The organism is Paenibacillus antri (assembly GCF_005765165.1).
Classification (GTDB): Bacteria; Bacillota; Bacilli; order Paenibacillales; family YIM-B00363; genus Paenibacillus_AE; species Paenibacillus_AE antri.
Map to the genome: position 1 here is coordinate 178,784 of NZ_VCIW01000004.1, position 17,119 is coordinate 195,902.

Below are 17,119 nucleotides of genomic sequence, written 5' to 3' on the forward strand. Positions count from 1 at the left end.
TTGCGAGATTTCTTATTCGCCTACAGCGTCTTCGCGGTCCTATACGTTATCGTTATTACCGCGATTTACTTTCTCATTTTCGGCCTGTCGATTCGCAATATGTTCGCGCTGAAGCGAGGAATCCGCTATAACCGGGTGAAGAAGCTGTCCGGTTCGGGGCATGTGCCCGCCGTTTCTTTGTTGGTTCCCGCTTACAACGAGGAGCTGACGATTATCGAAAACGTCCGATCGCTCTTATCCCTCGATTATCCGGAATACGAGGTGATCGTCATTAACGACGGCTCGAACGACGACACCTTCCGGACCATGATCGAGCAGTTCCGGCTGGAGCGCATTCGCCCGATGCTGAACCATCGAATCAAAACGGCGGACATTCGAGGCGTCTATCACAATCCCGAGTACCCGTTCTTGTATTTCATCGATAAAGAGAACGGAGGCAAGGCCGATTCGCTCAATGCCGGTATCAATCTATCCCATTACGACTTGATCTCTACGATCGACGCGGACTCGCTGCTCGAGAAGGACGCCTTGACTCGCATCGCCAGGGTGTACATGGAAAATCCCGAGGATACCGTCGCGGTCGGCGGGAACGTGCGCATCGTCAACAGCTGCACGGTCGAGGGCGGCATCGTGAAGAACATTCGATTCCCGAAGCGGCTGCTTCCCGCGCTGCAGAACGTCGAATATTTGAAGGCATTCTTAGGCGGAAGAATCGGGTGGAGCGCCATTAACGGCTTGATCATCGTATCCGGCGCCTTCGGCGTGTTCCAGAAGGACAAGGTGATCGCGGTCGGCGGCTATCGGGGGGGCTATCCCGGCGAGGATATGAACATCGTCATCAAGCTGCACCGGTACTGCCTCGAGAACGACATCCCGTATCGGGTCGCCTTCTGTCCGGACGCGGTCTGCTGGACGCAAGCGCCGGATTCGTACCGCATTCTGAGCAGCCAACGGAAGCGTTGGGGCCGAGGAAACTTGAAAAATATGATCGAGGAAGGCGTCCACATGGCTTTTCGTCCGAGGTACAAGGTGTTCGGTCTGTTGACGTTGCCTTATAACATCCTCTTCGAGACGTTAAATCCGTATATTCGCATTTCCGGACTGCTGGCGATCGTAGGGTATACGCTCTTAAGCATGACGGATTGGACGACGCTGGCGATCTTCGCCCTCGTGAACTTCTTCTGCTGCTTCCTGCTCAGCCTCGGCGCGCTGCTGATCGAGGAGACGACCTTCAGCCGGTATCCGACCGTCGGCGACCTGAACAAGATGCTCTTATACTCGTTCTTCATGTTTCTGGGGTACCGACAGATCGGCGTGTGGTGGAGGCTCATGGGGCACATCGACTTCTTCCGCAACAACAACTCGTGGGGAACGATGGTGCGAACGAACTTTAATAAATCCTGATCCGTGGAAGGTAGTGACATCGTATGACCGTGATGGTTCAAGATTCCGTTCATCAATTTAGCCGGCAGCTGTATCGCCTGACCCGAGAAGGGTACGCCAAGAACGAAGCGTGCGGGGTGATGCTGGCCGCATGCACGAATTCAAATCCAAGATTTCTAGTCCAGCTGCAGTCGTATTTGGCCAAGCACGAGCCGGAGCTGTCCACCGAATGTTATTACGACGAACCATCCCGAGTGCTGGGCGTCGTATTGGAAGGGCGGAGCTTGGCAAGCACGCATTACTTATCCTTAGTGTGCAAGGAGTTTCTCGAGCATCACCGCCTGTTGGACGGGCATCTCCTCGTCGCCGCCTTCCCGGAAGCCGGCGAACCGGAGGAGTCGATCGTGTCGCAGCTCGTGGCGGCGGCGACCCAGACGAGAGGGAGAAGCAGGGAAATCCGAATTTTTCTCGAGCAGCCGGCGAACCGGAGCGCTTCGTCGATTCTGCTCGCGGACACGGAGGAGACGAGCCGGGAGTTCATTAAGCTGCGCCTGGAGCTGAAAGGGTATGAAGTATACGAAGCTAGGGACGGCTCGGAAGCGTTGGAAAAGTTCTCGATGTTCGCGCCCGACGTCGTCATTACCGAGCTTAATTTGCCGGTGCTCGACGGGTATCAGCTCATCGGCCGGATTCAAGAGGAGACGGACAAAGACGGCAAAGTGATCGTACTGACGGATAAGCAGACGACGAAAGACATGAACCGCGCCTTCGAGATGGGGGCTTCGGATTACGTCACGAAGCCGTTCTCGATCTCCGAATTGGAGTGGAGGATCCGAAAGCTGCAATTTTCGTAATCTTAACGTTACTATTCTAACGAATCGAAAGGTGGAACTTCTATGATGTATTTCAACCGTTTGAAGGACCGACTGCAAAATAAAACCGCCAAGGTCGGCGTCGTCGGACTCGGCTACGTCGGGCTGCCGCTGAGCATGGAGATGGTGAAGGGCGGGTTCATCGTCTTCGGCATCGACACGGACGAACGCAAGGTGGACTCGCTGCGACGGGGGAAGTCGTACATCCAAGACGTGCCCGACGCGGCGGTGGCCGACGCGGTGAACGCCGGGATGTTCTTCCCGACGTCGGCGTACGACGTCATGAAGGAGCTCGACATGATCAGCATTTGCGTGCCGACGCCGCTGAGCGAAAATCAAGACCCGGATACATCGTTCATCAAGAGCGTCGTTCACGAAATCAAGAAGCATATGCAAAAAGGGACTTTAATCGTGTTGGAAAGTACGACGTACCCCGGCACGACGGAGGAGCTGATCCAATTCGAGCTGGAGGCGCAAGGCCTTACGGCGGGCAAGGATTTCTTCCTGTGCTTCTCGCCGGAGCGGGTAGATCCCGGAAATCGCAATTACAACACTTATAACACCCCGAAGGTGATCGGCGGCACCACGGAGGCGTGCAAGGAGCTCGGCGTCCTGCTGTACGGACACGTCGTGAAGACGGTCGTTCCGGTGTCGAGCCCGAAGGTCGCGGAGATGTCGAAGCTGCTGGAAAACACGTTCCGAAGCGTCAACATCGCCTTCGTCAACGAGCTGGCGATGATGTGCGACCGGATGGAGATCGACGTCTGGGAAGTCATTCGCGCCGCCTCGACGAAGCCGTTCGGATTTATGCCGTTCCACCCCGGCCCGGGCATCGGCGGCCATTGCATCCCGCTCGATCCGATGTACTTGTCGTGGAAGGCGAAGGAATATCGATTCTACAGCAAGTTTATCGAGCTGGCGCAATCGATCAACGACAATATGCCCGAGTACGTACTCACCAAGACCGCGCAGGTGCTTAATAAGTACGCCAAGTCGATTCGAAATTCGAAGGTGCTCATCCTCGGCATGGCGTATAAGCCTGACGTAGACGATCTGCGCGAGTCGCCCGGTCTCGAGGTGTACGAGCTGTTCCGAGGTAGCGGAGCCTTCGTTGACTACTACGACCCTTACGCCACCTCCTTCAAGGACGAGCGCGGCGCCGTCGTAACCTCCGTCGCGTACGATCCGGCGGCGTTCGCCCGGTACGACTGCATGGTGTTCATCACGAATCACCGTTGCTTCAGCTACCATGAGCTCGCCGCGCTGGGCGTGCCGATCATCGATACGCGCAACGCCTTCGCCGGCATTCAATCGGACAACATCTACAAATTAGGCACGGGCATCAAGTCGTCGGAAGCGAAGCTGGCCGTCGGCGTCTGATCCTAAGATAGAGACATAACGGAGAGGAGAACCAAAATTTATATGTGCGGAATCGTAGGTTACATCGGAAAGAGGGACGTGCAGCCGATTCTAGTGAACGGGCTGAGCAAGCTGGAATATCGCGGATACGACTCCGCGGGCATCGCGGTACTGGAGCCCGGGGGCTTGGAGGTTCGAAAGGCGGAAGGAAGGCTTGCGAATTTGGACGGCAAGCTGAAGACGATGCCCGTGAGGGGAACGATCGGCATCGGCCATACGCGGTGGGCGACGCACGGGGGACCGTCGGACGCGAATTCGCATCCGCATACCGATATGTCGGGAGCTTTCTCCATCGTACATAACGGCATTATCGAAAATTATCTCGAGATCAAGGAGGAGCTCGTGCGCAAGGGCGTCTCGTTCGCCTCCGAGACCGATACGGAAGTGATCGTCCACTTGATCGCCGATTTGTATGACGGCCAACTCGTCTCTACCGTTCGTCGGGTCATTCGCAAGCTTCAAGGCGCGTACTCCTTAGGCGTCATCACGCAGCACGAGCCCGACAAGCTGGTAGCCGTCCGGCAGGCGAGCCCGCTCGTCATCGGCGCCGGCGCAGGAGAAAACTTCATCGCCTCGGATATCTCCGCCATTCTCGAGCATACGAAGGATGTGTATATCCTTGAGGACGGCGACGTAGCGACGCTGACGCTAGACCGCATCGACATCGTGAAGGGCGACACCGGAGAACCGGTCGACCGGAAGCTCCATCGAATCGATTGGGACGAAGAGCAGGTGCAAAAGGGTCCGTACGAGCATTACATGCTGAAGGAAATTCACGAGCAGCCGTTGACGCTGCGAAATACGATGGCCGGCCGCATCGACGGCGGGAATCGGATCGTCTTGCCGGAGATCCCGTTAACGGAACAAGAGCTTCAGAGAATCGAGAAAATGTACATCGTCGCCTGCGGGACCGCTTATCACGCGGGGCTCGTCGGCAAGTTCGCGATCGAGTCGCTCACCCGGATCCCCGTCGAGATCGACATCGCATCCGAATTTCGCTACCGAGACCCGATCGTGTCGGACAACACGCTCGTGATCGTCGTCAGCCAATCCGGCGAGACGGCGGATACGATCGCCGCGCTGCAGGAGAGTCAACGCCGCGGAGCGAAGGTGCTCGCCGTCACGAACGTCGCCGGCAGCACGATCGCGCGCCAAGCGGATTACGTCCTCGCCACGAAGGCGGGACCCGAGATCGCGGTCGCTTCCACGAAGGCGTATACCGCTCAGCTGCTGGCGTTCGAATTGCTGGCGCTGTACTTCGCGCAGACGCTTCGCACGCTGGACGACGAGACGCGGTCGTCTTTGGTCGACGGCATAAAGCAGCTGCCGCACCAGGTGGAGAAGCTGCTTGCGAACGCAGACGAGATCAAGTGGTTCGCGGAGTCGATCCTGGATCGGCGCAGCGTATTTTTCATCGGGCGAGGACTGGATTATGCGGTGGCGCTGGAAGCATCGTTGAAGCTGAAGGAAATTTCGTACATTCATTCCGAAGCGTATGCGGCGGGGGAATTGAAGCACGGCAGCCTCGCGCTGGTCGAGGAGGGAACGCCGGTCATCGCGCTCGTCACGCATCAACAGCTGTTCGAGAAGACGGTCAGCAATATTAAGGAAGCGAAGGCTCGCGGGGCGCGCGTCATGGGCGTGACGGTCGACGGCAACGTGGAGCTGCTCGACAGCGTGGACGAAGCGTGCTTCATTCCTCGGACGCATCAACTGTTCGCGCCGATTCTGGCCGTCGTTCCGATGCAGCTGCTGTCGTATTACACTTCGTTAGCGTTAGGCAACGACATCGATAAGCCAAGAAATTTAGCGAAGAGCGTCACCGTCGAATAACGGCGAGCTCGGTGAATTTCCGTACGTTCGTTCGAAAACGACGTTTCGCGCTTGGCTTACTCGTTGCCGCCGTTTCGCTCGCTTCGCTGATCGCCGCGTTCGTCTCGAACGGGGACCGGCGCCCTCCCCTGCAGAAGGGGACTTGGATCTGGGACGCGGCGTCCGTCGTCGAGCAAGCGGAAGACATCTTGCATTTTTCGAAACGAAACGGCGTCACCCACATCTACTTGTACGTCGACCGGGAGAACGTTTCGCCGGGCGAGTACGCTCGGTTCATTGCCCAAGCAGGGAAACAAGGCATCCGAGTGGAGGCGTTGGCCGGCGATCCGTCCTGGGGATGGAGGGAGAAGCGGGAGCACCTTCAATCGTTCCTGGAATGGGTCGCCCGCTATAACACCGACGTCGACGAGGAAGCCCGCTTCAGCGGCATTCACTTGGACATCGAACCGTACTTATTGCCCGAATGGGAGACGGACGCGCCGCGCCTCCTCGAGGAATGGCTCGCCAATCTGGATTACGCCGCTCGGGAGGCTCGCCGGATCGGGGGCTTGGAGGCGTCGGTGGACGTACCGTTTTGGATTCATGAAATCGAAGTCCCGGGATACGAACGATTTTCCGTCGGCGCCTGGATGTTCAAGCGGTTCGACACGGTCGTGCTGATGGACTACCGAGATCGCGCGGAAGGGTCCGACGGCATCGTAGCCCACGCGTCCGCGATGGTGGACGAAGCGACGTCGGCGGACAAGGCGGTCGTCGTCGGCGTGGAGGTCGCGCCGAACGACGAGGCCGAGAAGACGACGTTCCATGAAGAAGGAATCGAGACGATGGAACGGGAGCTGGAGAAGACGCGGCGACATTTCCAGAATTACCGCGGCTTCCGGGGAACCGCGGTTCACGGCTTTCCGGAATGGATGTCCCGCGAACGAAAAGGAGAATGAGGATGAGAACGTATGCGATTGTTTTGGCGGCCGGCAAAGGGACCCGGATGCAATCCGATCTTCCGAAGGTGCTTCACCGCGTCGGCGGCAAACCGATGATCGAACATCTGGTCGATAAGCTGGAACACATGAACGTAGACGACATCTTCGTCGTCGTCGGCTACCGCGGAGAGCTCGTGAAGGCGCAGCTCGGCAGCCGAGTCACGTACGTCGAACAACGCGAGCAGCTCGGAACCGCGCACGCCGTCCGGCAAGCGGCGCCGTTGTTGAAAGGCAAGCAAGGACAGACTCTCGTCCTCTTGGGCGACACGCCGTTGCTCAAGCCTTCGACGATGGAACGATTGATGAAGCTGCAGCGTTATACGCGCTGCCCCGGCGTCGTCTTGACCGCGCTCGTCGACGATCCGACCGGATACGGACGAATCGTCCGCGATCCGTTCACGGGCCATGTCGCCTCGATCGTGGAGGATCGCGACGCGCTTCCCGAGCAGCGCCGGATTCGCGAGGTCAACACCGGCAATTTCTGCTTCGACAATCAGAGTTTATTCCGCGCGCTGCCGGGCATCCGCAATCGGAACGCGCAGCAGGAGTATTACTTAACGGATATCGTCGCCGCCCTGCGGAGGACGGGAGCCGCGAACGAACGGCCGCCGCTCGAGTCGTTGACGTTGATCGACCCGACGGAAGCGATCGGAATCAATACCCGCGCCCAATTGGCGGAAGCGGAACAAGCGCTGGGCGGTCTGATGCAGGCGGTCGTCTAACGAAGGAGGAGGAGAGGTATGGGAACTTATTTCGGAACGGACGGAATCAGAGGCGCGGCGAATACGGAGCTCAGTCCGGAGCTGGCGTTCCGCGTCGGCCGATTCGGCGGGTACGTCCTGACGCGGGAGAAGCAGGACGGACGGCCCAGGATCGTAATCGGTAAAGACACCCGCATCTCGGGCGACATGCTCGAAGCCGCGCTCGTCGCCGGCTTGCTGTCGATCGGCGCGGACGTGCTGCAGGCCGGCGTCATCCCGACGCCGGGGGTCGCGTACTTAACCAAGACGTACCATGCGGACGCGGGCATTATGATTTCCGCATCCCACAATCCGCTCGGGGATAACGGGATCAAGTTGTTCGGCCCGGACGGCTTTAAGCTATCGGATCGGCTCGAGGCCGAGATCGAAGCGTTCCTCGCGGCGGATTCGGAAGCCGATCGGGCCATCGGACTCGCGCCTCGCCCGGTCGGGGGCGACATCGGCACGCTGCTGTCCTTCCCGGAGGGCGCGCAGCAGTATATCTCGCATCTCCGGTCGACGGCTCGGCATCGGCTCGACGGGCTGCGCGTCGTGCTCGATTGCGCGAACGGCGCGGCTTCGGCGCTGGCGCCGCGGTTGTTCGAATCGTTGGGCGCGGAAACGATCCCGTTGGCGAACGAGCCGAACGGCTTAAACATTAACGAGGGCTGCGGGTCTACGCATCCCGAATTCATTCGGAACGCCGTATTGGAGCGGAAGGCGCATCTGGGTCTCTCCTTCGACGGGGATGCCGATCGGTTGATCGCCGTCGACGAGAACGGCGGCATCGTGGACGGCGACCGCATCTTATACGCGCTGGCTCAGTCGATGGGGAGCTCCGGCCGATTGCGCGGGAATACGGTCGTAACGACCGAGATGAGCAATTTCGGGTTCGGGAAGGCGTTGCAGGACCGGGGCATCGACGTGGTCAAGTGCAAGGTGGGCGACCGGTACGTTATGGAACGGATGCTCGGCGGCGGCTACAATCTCGGCGGCGAACCGTCCGGTCATATGATCTTGCTCGATTACGCGACGACCGGAGACGGCATGCTGGCGGCGGTGCAGCTGTTGGATGTCATGGCGTCCGAAGGCAAGCCGTTATCCGAGCTGGCCGCAGGCATGACCGCGTACCCGCAGCTGCTGTTGAACGTCCCGGTGCAGCAGAAGCGCAAGCTCGCGGACAACGAAAACATTCGGAAGGCGATCCGGGAGACGGAGCGCCGGCTGGGCGGCGCCGGGAGAGTGTTGGTCCGTCCTTCGGGCACCGAGCCGCTCGTTCGGATCATGGTCGAAGGACCCGACGAACGGGAGCTGTCGGCGCACGCGGAGCGCATCGCGGAGACGATCCGGCGCGAACTGGCCTACAGCGCGGTGTAGCGGATATGAAACTACATATTATCGCGGGAACGCTGTTGGTCGGGCTCGTCGCCGGAATCGCCGGAGGCATCGTCTACGCCTCCGAAAGTCGCGACGGGGGCGGTGGCGCCGCGGCGCCCTTCGTCGAGTCGCCGCTGCCGGGCGGGGGGCTGCAGGTGCCGCATAACGAGAGGTTCCATCTGTCTACCGATCAGAAATGGGTGTATTCCGAAGGTCATCTGTCGGATTTGATTCGTCTGCAATGGACGGAGGACCGCGCGAAGCCCGCGCTCGCCTGGGCCGACGAGAAAGGAATGGACAAGGCGGCCATCGTCGCGCATGCGAAGGCGAACGACCCGAACCAGGCGGATCACAATCATATTTCGATCGAAACGACAATGTCGCCGGACGGCGAACAGGCGAATCAGCTGTTCACCCGTTTCGAAATTCCGTTCGATCAGGATGTGGCGGACATTCGGACGCATTCCTCGAACTTCAACGTCGTCGACGGTATTCTCCGCGTCGCCGGCTCGGAAGGCGTGACGCGCGACTTCCAGTTCGCGAAAACCGAGAAGGGCAACGTGACGACGCCCCGATGGGCGATCCGCTCCGATGCGACGGAGGAGAGCGGGGCGGACGCCGGCTCGAATTTCCATATCGTCCGCTATTCGGACGCGGGGGAGGCGCTGGATACGCCGTTGTTCATCGCTCGGGACGCCGGGAACGTCGGCATCGGAAATACCGACCCCGCGTCGAAGCTGGACGTGGACGGAGACAGCATTCGCATCCGCCGAGCCAAGACGCCCGCATCCTCTTCCGCGGAGGGGAAGGTCGGGGAATTGGCTTGGGATAACGGATATTTATACATTTGCGTCGCGGAAAACACGTGGAAGCGGGCCGCGTTGGAATCTTGGTAATCCGGAACGGAAAACGGTCTACGGCGGGTATCTCGCCGTAGACCGTTTTCGTCGTTCATTCGCGTCGCTTCAGTCGATACGTCTCATAGGCCAGCTCGACCAACTCTTCGCGAGCCATCTCGTACCGGTACCCGGGCCGTCGGTCTTCGTAGCCGGCGTTCGCCATCGCTCCGATCCACCCCTGCGCCCAATCGGAAGCGCCCGGCACGGCCGCGTTCCGATCTTCCGCGAGACCGATCGTCTTCGCCATGACGCTGAACGCTTCTTCGACCGTGATCATGCCGTTCGGTTCGAACGTTCGATCGCCTCTTCCTTGAACGGCCCCGATCCGGCGGGCGGATTCCACCCAACCGTAGAACCATTGCCGCGGCGATACGTCGCGGAAGGCGGCCTCCGCCGGCCTTTCCAACGTCGCTTCCGTATACCCGGCGATTCTGGCGGCGATCGCGGCTACCTCCGCGCGCGTCGTCGGCTTTCCGAAGCCGGTCGTGCCGTCGGGATAACCGGTCATGATGCCCGCATCCCGCAGTTCGCGGAACTGCCGTTCCATCGTTTCTTCCTCTTGCTGCAGCATGGCTTGGTAAGAATCATAAGTATGAACGGCGACGCCCCCGAAGCCGGGATGGTCCGCATAATGCCGGCGGATCGCTTCCAGCTGAACGTTCATGTAATGGACGTTCTTCCCGCTGTACGTGACGAATTCCGGAATCCGCTCGCCGTCGGGCGGCAGCGTTTCGGCTCCGACGTAAGCAAGCTTACCGACCTTGCCGGCGTATTCGACGTCGATCGAGGACAGCTCGATTTGCGCGTCCGCGGTATCGCGGTAGGCCATTATGGAAACGGAGTCGACGAGGTCCAGAATATGATGGCTTAACGGCTTCTCGACGCCGTTATAGTCGACCGTTCTCGGCCGATGACTCGAGGCGTACCAGAACGGAATCGCCGCGTTCAGTTCCATCTCGGCCGGAACCAATTGTCCGGCCGTATCCAATAGACGCAACAGCTGCGCGCCGATGCCGGCCGGATCGTCGGCATATTTCGGCAGCGTATAAGGTTCGACGTCGAGCTGGATGCCGTCGAACGGAGTAGACGGGTGACGCGCGTTGAAGTCGAGCACCTGCGAGATGTGCCGAATCGCGGCGGGATGATGTTCCGTAAGCGCCCATGCGGACTCGCCGGCAAGCGCGAACACGCGGATGCCCTGCGCATGGGCGCGTTGGATTAGGTCGGCGTATTTCGGTTCGGCCCCGGCCAGCGTCGTTCTAGTGCCGACGAACAGGACGTTCGCGTCGACTTGCCGGGAGAAGCGGAGAAGCCGTTCCCTTCGTTCCTGCGTCGAGACGGACGCGTTATAGTCCCACGCCCACATCGCCGTGACGGCGTCGGGCTCCGCTTGGGTCGGACGGACGAACATCGTCGCCGCCATCAGTACGGCGACGGACAGAATCATTGTCGGTTTCATGACTTCCCTCATTTTCACGAAATATAGGCCTATTCTTAGGACGAAATCGGCGGCCAAAGGTTGCGCTGCATGAGCAAACTATCCCGCGAGCGCGGGCGCTCGCCCCTTTCCTCCGCCGAAGCGGCAATCGGGCCATTGCCGGTTGCGGGACAGCGGCCGCAACAATACCATTGTAGGGAGAATACAACGGGAGTCGTCTTCGAGGGGAGTGGTCGACATGTCCAACGACAACGCGCGCGAACTGATTCGCTCCGGATCGCTCAAGTTTCGCAGCGGCGATTACGAGCAAGCGCTCAAGCTGTTCCAACAAGCTGCGCGATCCGACCCCGACAGCGCGGAGGCGCATGCTTGGCTGGCCGCGGTCCACGGGCGCCGGATCGAAGCCGCGGTCAGCATGACGGAGAAGATTAAGCTGCTCTCGTTATTGGAAGACGAGCTTGCCGTCGCTCTCCGACTCGATTCGACGCTGCCTCTCGCCAGAAGAATGAACGGCGCCATGCTGCTGAACACGCCCGACATGCTCGGCGGGGACCCCGCAGCGGCCGTCGACGAGTTCCGCTATTGCATCGATCGCGGCATGGACGATGCGGACATCTGGGTGTCGCTCGCCGAATGTTATGCGAAGACGGGTTTCCCGGAGCAAGCGGTCGAGGCGTTGGAAACGGCGTTGAAGCGCGAGCCTGGCCATGAACGGGCGACGGCGTTATTGAACCGCGCGAGAGGCGGTTCGGCATGAGAGAACGGATTCCGGACGGCATCTACGAATCGCTGTGGAGCTGGGTCGAAGCGTCGCGTTCGATGAAGCTTCCCGGCTATGAGCTGCAGGACGTCATCTACGGGGAAGACACGGTTCGCCTCGATCGGGCGATCGGATTGGACGCGCACCGCCATCCCAACTTCGACGTCGACGCCGTTACCGCCGAGAAGGCGTTCGTCGGGGTATTGCCCGGCGGGCGGTATTGGGTGTCAGACGAGGGGACGATCGCCGTCATCTCCCCCGACAATAAGCTGATCTGGGATGTGTCGATGCAATATCGTCTGCCGCGGAGCAGACATCCGATTTTCCAAAAGCCCGATTTGCCCCCGGCCGCTTCTTCGGCGGACACCGTGGCCGTCTTAACATATGCGTTCTACGACAATTATTACCATTGGCTGGCCGAAGTATTGGCCCGCATCCATCTTCTCGATCAAAGCGGCGTTCGCGTCGACAAGTATATATTCAACGACTTCGGAACCGCCGGATTCCACGCGGAGACGCTGGCGGCGCTCGGGATCGGCGAGGACCGGATCATCCGGAGCCGGAGCGGCATGCACTTGAAGGCCGAGCGCCTGATCGTCCCTTCGTTGGAGATGTATTCGCTGCTGCCTTACGTTCCGAATTTTCCGCCGAAGTGGGCGGTTCGGTATTTGCGATCCAAGCTGATGGAGCCGGGTCCCGTCGACCCGGTCGGTTCGAACGGACGCGAACGGCTCTATATCAGCAGAGAGGACGCCCGAATTCGCAACGTCGCGAACGAGGCGGAGGTCGTTGAGATGCTGGGGTCTTACGGCTTCAAGGCCGTTACCCTCGGACGCATGACCGTAGCGGAACAGGTCCGGGCGTTCGCGTCGGCCGAAACGATCGTCGCGCCGCATGGAGCGGGTCTTGCGAATCTCGTCTTTAGCCGGCCGGGCATCCGTCTGCTTGAGTTGTACTCCCCGAACTATGTGAACCCGTTGTATTGGTACCTAAGCAACCAGGTAGGGGTCCGATATTTTTACTTGATCGGCGAAGGCGAGCGATTGCCGATCGGATCGGGGGCGGTGGACGTCGGGTACCGCGTCGAATCGATAACGGTAAATCTAGCAGCGCTGGAAGCGATGTTGAAACGTATGTGCTTATAAGGGGAACGCCGTTAGGCGTCTATCGGATCGTTCGGAGCTTCGGAGGCTCTGTTCGAAGCCGCCTTGACGAATCGTCTCGGCGGTTTTTTCTTGCTTTCTGGCAGGAATCGACCGCCGCGGCGCAGAAGAACGCAATGAAGGTATCGGACAAATGAAGGACTCGCGAAAGCGGAAAGAAGGCGAAGCGGATATGAAAATCGTCGTATTGGACGGATATACGTTAAATCCCGGAGACTTGGATTGGAGCGGACTCCATGCGTTGGGCGAGGTGACGGTCTACGACCGTACTCCGGCGGAGCTGGTCGTCGAGCGCGCCCGCGACGCCGACCTGGTGTTAACCAATAAGACGCCGCTGCGCGCGGAGTCGCTCGAACGGCTGCCGAAGCTGACATACATCGGCGTGCTCGCGACCGGCTACGACGTCGTCGATGTCAGCGCCGCGGAGTCGCTGGGCATGACGGTGACGAACGTCCCGAATTACGGCACGGATTCCGTCGCTCAGTTCGTCTTCGCCCTCATTCTCGAGTTGACGAACCGGGTCGGATTACATAACGATTCCGTTCATGGCGGAGCGTGGAGCGCAAGCCCGGACTTTTGTTATTGGCGGTCGCCGTTAACGGAGTTGGCGGGGAAGACGCTCGGAATTATCGGCGTCGGGCGGATCGGGAGCCGTACGGCGGAGATCGCCGCCGCTTTCGGCATGAAGGTGAAGGGGTACGTCCCGCGGACGAAGACGTTGCCCGCGGGGTCGCCGATCGAGCTCGCCGATATGGACGAGGTGCTGCAATCGTCCGACTTCCTCAGCCTGCACTGCCCGTTGACCGACGACACCCGGGAGCTCGTCAACCGAGCGACGATCGCGAAGATGAAGCCGACCGCGTTCGTCATTAATACGGCTAGGGGAGCGCTCATCCGCGAAGTCGACTTGGCCGACGCCTTGCGCGAAGGCCGACTCGCCGGCGCCGCGCTCGACGTCTTGACTCGGGAGCCGCCGGAGGCGTCTCCGCTGTTCGGGCTGTCGAATTGCGTCATCACGCCGCATATCGCTTGGGCGAGTCGGGAAGCGCGAGCGAGGCTGCTTCGCCAAGCCGTGGACAACGTACGCGGCTTCTTGGACGGAGCTCCGACGAATGTCGTTCGGCCGGCCGGCGCGAAATAGCGACTTCACGAAGGTGCGGGACCCCCATAAACCGCCCTCTTCCTACGAATCGTATAGGAAGAGGAGAGGTTGCATGTTTAAGAGATTCGAGAAAGTGTACGGCATCGACTTAGGCACGTCGAATACGGTCATCTTCGAAAGAGGAAGAGGCGTCGTGCTGAACGAACCGTCCGTAGTCGCATACCGGGAGAATAGCGGGGAAGTGTTGGCCGTCGGCGCCGAAGCCCAAGCGATGATCGGTCGGGCGCCTCCGCAGGTGACGATCGACTATCCGCTGAGGAACGGCGTCATCGCCAACTTCGACATGACCGGAAGCATGCTGAAACATTTCATGAACAAGATCCAGGGACGCTCTTCGTTATGGCGCGGATCCCAGGTATACATATCCGTTCCTTGCGGCATTACGAACGTGCAGAAGCGCGCGGTCGAAGAGACGATCGTGCACAAAGGGGCGAGGAAGGCAAGCGTCGTGGAGGAGCCGCTCGCGGCGGCGATCGGCGCGGGACTTCCGATTCACGAACCGCTCGGCCACCTCGTGCTCAACATCGGAGGAGGCACCTGCCAAGTCGCGATTCTGTCGCTGGGCGGCATCGTAGCCAGCCATACGATGCGCCGCGCGAGCATGTCGCTCGACAGAGACATTATGGATTACGTCAAACGCAAGCATAACCTGGAAATCGGCGAACGAACGGCGGAGGACGTCAAAATCCGAATCGGAACGGCCGCCCCGGACGGGGAGGAGCGTTCGTTGGAAATTCGCGGTCGCGACGCGATCGACGGGATGCCTCGTTCGGTTCGCTTAGTCTCGGGCGAAATTCATGCGCTCGTCGAGGATTTCGCGGAAACGCTCGTCGATGCGATCCGTTCGACGATGGAACAATGCCCTCCCGAGCTCGCCGGGGATGTCGTTGAACAAGGGATCTTGCTGTGCGGCGGCGGCGCATTGTTAGAAGGTATCGATCAACGGATTCGGGAAGAAACGGGCATTCCGGTTTATGTCGCGGATCGCCCGCTGGAGTGTACCGCGATCGGCACGGGCCAGCTGTACCCGTACGAAAAATAAAGTTTTCGAACGAAATAGGAGCCGCCCCCGGTCATGAACGACTTCGGGGCGGCTCCTTCTTTTACGCTTGATGCGCCAGCGGTTTCGGCGATCGGCGTTTCTTCTCTCCGTTCGCGACGAAGACGCCGGTTACAATCAGCATTCCGCCGACGATTTGCGAGGCGCGGATCGCATCGCCCAAGACGAAGTACGCGACCACGATGGCGACGAACGGCGGAATGTTCATAAACATCGAGCTTGCGGAGGCGCCGACCGCGGAGATGCCTTGATTCCACCAGAAGCCGGCCAAGCCTTGCCCGAAGATAGCGACCAACGACAAGACGATCCACATGGAGGCATGGAGGCTGACATGCAGGTGACCTTGGCTGGCTTCCCATACCGCGGCCGGGGTCATGAGCAGCGTGCCGATCACCGTCGCCAAGATGGTGATGTCATAAGAGGGCATCGTAAGCGACAGCTTCCGAATGAACAATAAGCTCACCGATAACGCCAACATGGCTAGAAGCAGGATGAGATCGCCGCTCGAAACCCCGAACGCGCCGCCTTCGCCGAGCAGCACGATGAAGACGACCCCCGTCAGCGCGAGTCCCGCGCCGGTCAGCTTCCGAGCGGTAACGGCTTCCCCGAGGAACAGCCTCGCCAGAAACGTCGTGGCGATGGGGGAGAGCGCGATAATGAGGGACGCGTTGCCCGCCGTCGAGGATTGCAAACCGATAAAGTAGAAAAATTGATTGAATAACGTGCCGAATAAACCGGCGAACAACAATACCAGCCATTCTCCCTTGGTGGGGCGACGCATCTTCCGATGGATCATCGCGATCGACAGCAGAAATAAAGATGTCAGCACCAATCTGGAGTAGGACAAGAAGATCGGGGAGAAATCCCGTAACAAATAAGCGCTCGCCACGTAATTACAACCCCACAAGAGCGAAACCGCGAACAACTTCAAAAATACGATCCGGTTGGACACGAAACCAAGTCCTTTCTTGACGCGATACCCCTAAGGGCACACGCAACCGCCTCATCGTCCTCAATCGAGGGGCAATGCCACTCCTATATATTACCTGATCCATTCGGAAGGGCAATAGCTTAAAAAATGTACATTACCTTCGAAAGATACGTCAACTTTCCCTTCGCGGATATTGCTATAGTAGGGATGTGAAACGACGCAGCGGAACGAAAGGAGCCGAATCGGCGATGATGGACAGGGTAGGCGTGTTGACGGACGAAGTGTCCGACCGCTTGGAGGAAGCGCTGGATTGGGCTAGGGAGCAAGGGCTTGCTCATGTGGAAATTCGGGTCGTGAACGGGCGCAACGCCGCGAATCTTACCGACGAAGAGGCGAGAGCGATTCGCCGGGAGGTCGAGGCCAGGGGCTTGTTCGTCTCGGCGTTGGCGTCGCCGTTGTTCAAGTGCGCATTGGATCCGGGAAGACCCGTAGCGGCGGGAGATACGTTCGGCAATGCGGAAGAGGACGTGGAGGCCCACTTCAAGAAGCTGAACCGCGTGATCGAGATCGCGAAGCTGCTGGGCACGAGGCGAATCCGCATCTTCTCCTTCTGGAGAGAGGAGCATCCGGAGCGCCATACGGAGGAGATCGTCCGCCATCTGAGGCGGGCGGCAGGCGTCGCGGGGGAAGCGGGCGTAGAACTCTTATTGGAAAACGAACCATCCTGCAACGGCGGCGTCGCCGCGGAAGTGGCCGCGCTCGTCCGTTCGGTCGATTCCCCGGCGCTGCGCGCGCTGTGGGATCCGGGCAACGAGGCGTACGCCCAGAGAGAAGCCTATCCGGCAGGGTATGCGTCGGTCAAGGATTGTCTCGGCCATGTGCATTTGAAGGACGCTTACGTCGGACCGGAGGGGACATCGCGCTGCGTTCCGTTGGGCTCCGGAAACGTGCGGGTCGTCGCGCAGCTGAAAGCGCTCGCGGCGGACGGATACGACGGCTTGTTTACGATCGAGACGCATTTCGTCCCCGACGGCGGGAGCCGCATGACGGGCACGCGGATGACGTTGGACGCGCTGAAGGCGCTGCTGAAGGAGGTGTAGAC

Annotated in this window: 15 protein-coding genes; 13 read left to right on the plus strand and 2 right to left on the minus strand. The window is 59.8% G+C overall.

What is annotated here, in order from left to right:
* The 8 genes from FE782_RS08550 to FE782_RS08585 are packed head-to-tail and all read left to right on the plus strand — an operon-like array spanning position 1 to position 9,500.
* On the plus strand, positions 1–1,404 hold the full coding sequence (locus FE782_RS08550) for a glycosyltransferase family 2 protein (protein ID WP_138193837.1): 1,404 nt from the start codon (positions 1–3) through the stop codon (positions 1,402–1,404).
* A 23-nt stretch (positions 1,405–1,427) separates the two neighbouring features.
* Positions 1,428–2,237, plus strand: coding sequence for a response regulator transcription factor (locus tag FE782_RS08555; protein WP_138193660.1), 810 nt, complete (start codon positions 1,428–1,430; stop codon positions 2,235–2,237).
* A gap of 42 nt (positions 2,238–2,279) precedes the next feature.
* Entirely contained in the window at positions 2,280–3,635 is a 1,356-nt protein-coding gene (locus tag FE782_RS08560) for a nucleotide sugar dehydrogenase (protein WP_138193661.1), read from the plus strand.
* 42 nt (positions 3,636–3,677) lie between these two features.
* Complete coding sequence (glmS, locus tag FE782_RS08565) at positions 3,678–5,507, plus strand: glutamine--fructose-6-phosphate transaminase (isomerizing) (RefSeq protein ID WP_138193662.1); 1,830 nt, start codon at positions 3,678–3,680, stop codon at positions 5,505–5,507.
* Positions 5,508–5,518: 11 nt separating this feature from the next.
* Positions 5,519–6,445 (plus strand): copper amine oxidase N-terminal domain-containing protein, encoded by a 927-nt coding sequence (locus tag FE782_RS08570; RefSeq protein WP_138193663.1) that lies wholly within the window; start codon positions 5,519–5,521, stop codon positions 6,443–6,445.
* 2 nt (positions 6,446–6,447) lie between these two features.
* Entirely contained in the window at positions 6,448–7,209 is a 762-nt protein-coding gene (locus FE782_RS08575) for an NTP transferase domain-containing protein (protein ID WP_158299307.1), read from the plus strand.
* Between the two features lie 18 nt (positions 7,210–7,227).
* Positions 7,228–8,604, plus strand: a complete 1,377-nt coding sequence (glmM, locus tag FE782_RS08580) for a phosphoglucosamine mutase (protein WP_138193665.1) — start codon at positions 7,228–7,230, stop codon at positions 8,602–8,604.
* A gap of 5 nt (positions 8,605–8,609) precedes the next feature.
* Entirely contained in the window at positions 8,610–9,500 is an 891-nt protein-coding gene (locus FE782_RS08585; protein ID WP_138193666.1) for a hypothetical protein, read from the plus strand.
* 55 nt (positions 9,501–9,555) lie between these two features.
* Here FE782_RS08585 and FE782_RS08590 read toward each other — a convergent pair whose 3' ends face one another.
* Positions 9,556–10,962 carry an S-layer homology domain-containing protein gene (locus FE782_RS08590; protein WP_158299308.1) on the minus strand — a complete coding sequence of 469 codons (1,407 nt, stop codon included), beginning with the start codon at positions 10,960–10,962 and terminating at the stop codon, positions 9,556–9,558.
* A gap of 217 nt (positions 10,963–11,179) precedes the next feature.
* On the opposite strand from FE782_RS08590, the gene FE782_RS08595 reads away from it, so the two are divergent.
* The 4 genes from FE782_RS08595 to FE782_RS08610 all read left to right on the plus strand — a co-directional run bounded on the left by FE782_RS08595 (position 11,180) and on the right by FE782_RS08610 (position 15,068).
* Positions 11,180–11,698: a tetratricopeptide repeat protein gene (locus FE782_RS08595; RefSeq protein WP_138193668.1), complete on the plus strand. Its 519-nt coding sequence runs from the start codon at positions 11,180–11,182 to the stop codon at positions 11,696–11,698.
* The gene (locus FE782_RS08600; protein ID WP_138193669.1) at positions 11,695–12,846 is read left to right on the plus strand and encodes a glycosyltransferase family 61 protein; all 1,152 of its coding nucleotides are present in this window, start codon (positions 11,695–11,697) and stop codon (positions 12,844–12,846) included. Before FE782_RS08595 ends, FE782_RS08600 begins: the two co-directional genes overlap by 4 nt.
* A 190-nt stretch (positions 12,847–13,036) precedes the next feature.
* A complete protein-coding gene (locus tag FE782_RS08605; RefSeq protein WP_138193670.1) occupies positions 13,037–14,005 on the plus strand; it encodes a D-2-hydroxyacid dehydrogenase in 969 nt (322 codons plus the stop codon).
* Positions 14,006–14,078: 73 nt separating this feature from the next.
* Positions 14,079–15,068: a rod shape-determining protein gene (locus tag FE782_RS08610; RefSeq protein WP_138193671.1), complete on the plus strand. Its 990-nt coding sequence runs from the start codon at positions 14,079–14,081 to the stop codon at positions 15,066–15,068.
* Positions 15,069–15,129: 61 nt separating this feature from the next.
* On the opposite strand, the gene FE782_RS08615 is transcribed toward FE782_RS08610, so the two are convergent.
* Complete coding sequence (locus FE782_RS08615) at positions 15,130–16,038, minus strand: DMT family transporter (RefSeq protein WP_138193672.1); 909 nt, start codon at positions 16,036–16,038, stop codon at positions 15,130–15,132.
* A gap of 227 nt (positions 16,039–16,265) precedes the next feature.
* Here FE782_RS08615 and FE782_RS08620 point away from each other — a divergent pair, with 227 nt between their 5' ends.
* Positions 16,266–17,117, plus strand: a complete 852-nt coding sequence (locus FE782_RS08620; protein WP_138193673.1) for a sugar phosphate isomerase/epimerase family protein — start codon at positions 16,266–16,268, stop codon at positions 17,115–17,117.
* Positions 17,118–17,119 lie beyond the last annotated feature (2 nt).

Bases quoted from the DNA above. Each gene is read 5' to 3' on its own strand.
- glmM (WP_138193665.1), top strand. From the start codon at position 7,228: ATGGGAACTTATTTCGGAACGGACGGAATCAGAGGCGCGGCGAATACG.
- FE782_RS08590 (WP_158299308.1), bottom strand. From the start codon at position 10,962: ATGAAACCGACAATGATTCTGTCCGTCGCCGTACTGATGGCGGCGACG.
- FE782_RS08620 (WP_138193673.1), top strand. From the start codon at position 16,266: ATGATGGACAGGGTAGGCGTGTTGACGGACGAAGTGTCCGACCGCTTG.
- FE782_RS08605 (WP_138193670.1), top strand. From the start codon at position 13,037: ATGAAAATCGTCGTATTGGACGGATATACGTTAAATCCCGGAGACTTG.
- FE782_RS08560 (WP_138193661.1), top strand. From the start codon at position 2,280: ATGATGTATTTCAACCGTTTGAAGGACCGACTGCAAAATAAAACCGCC.
- FE782_RS08555 (WP_138193660.1), top strand. From the start codon at position 1,428: ATGACCGTGATGGTTCAAGATTCCGTTCATCAATTTAGCCGGCAGCTG.
- FE782_RS08575 (WP_158299307.1), top strand. From the start codon at position 6,448: ATGAGAACGTATGCGATTGTTTTGGCGGCCGGCAAAGGGACCCGGATG.
- FE782_RS08595 (WP_138193668.1), top strand. From the start codon at position 11,180: ATGTCCAACGACAACGCGCGCGAACTGATTCGCTCCGGATCGCTCAAG.
- FE782_RS08610 (WP_138193671.1), top strand. From the start codon at position 14,079: ATGTTTAAGAGATTCGAGAAAGTGTACGGCATCGACTTAGGCACGTCG.
- glmS (WP_138193662.1), top strand. From the start codon at position 3,678: ATGTGCGGAATCGTAGGTTACATCGGAAAGAGGGACGTGCAGCCGATT.
- FE782_RS08600 (WP_138193669.1), top strand. From the start codon at position 11,695: ATGAGAGAACGGATTCCGGACGGCATCTACGAATCGCTGTGGAGCTGG.
- FE782_RS08585 (WP_138193666.1), top strand. From the start codon at position 8,610: ATGAAACTACATATTATCGCGGGAACGCTGTTGGTCGGGCTCGTCGCC.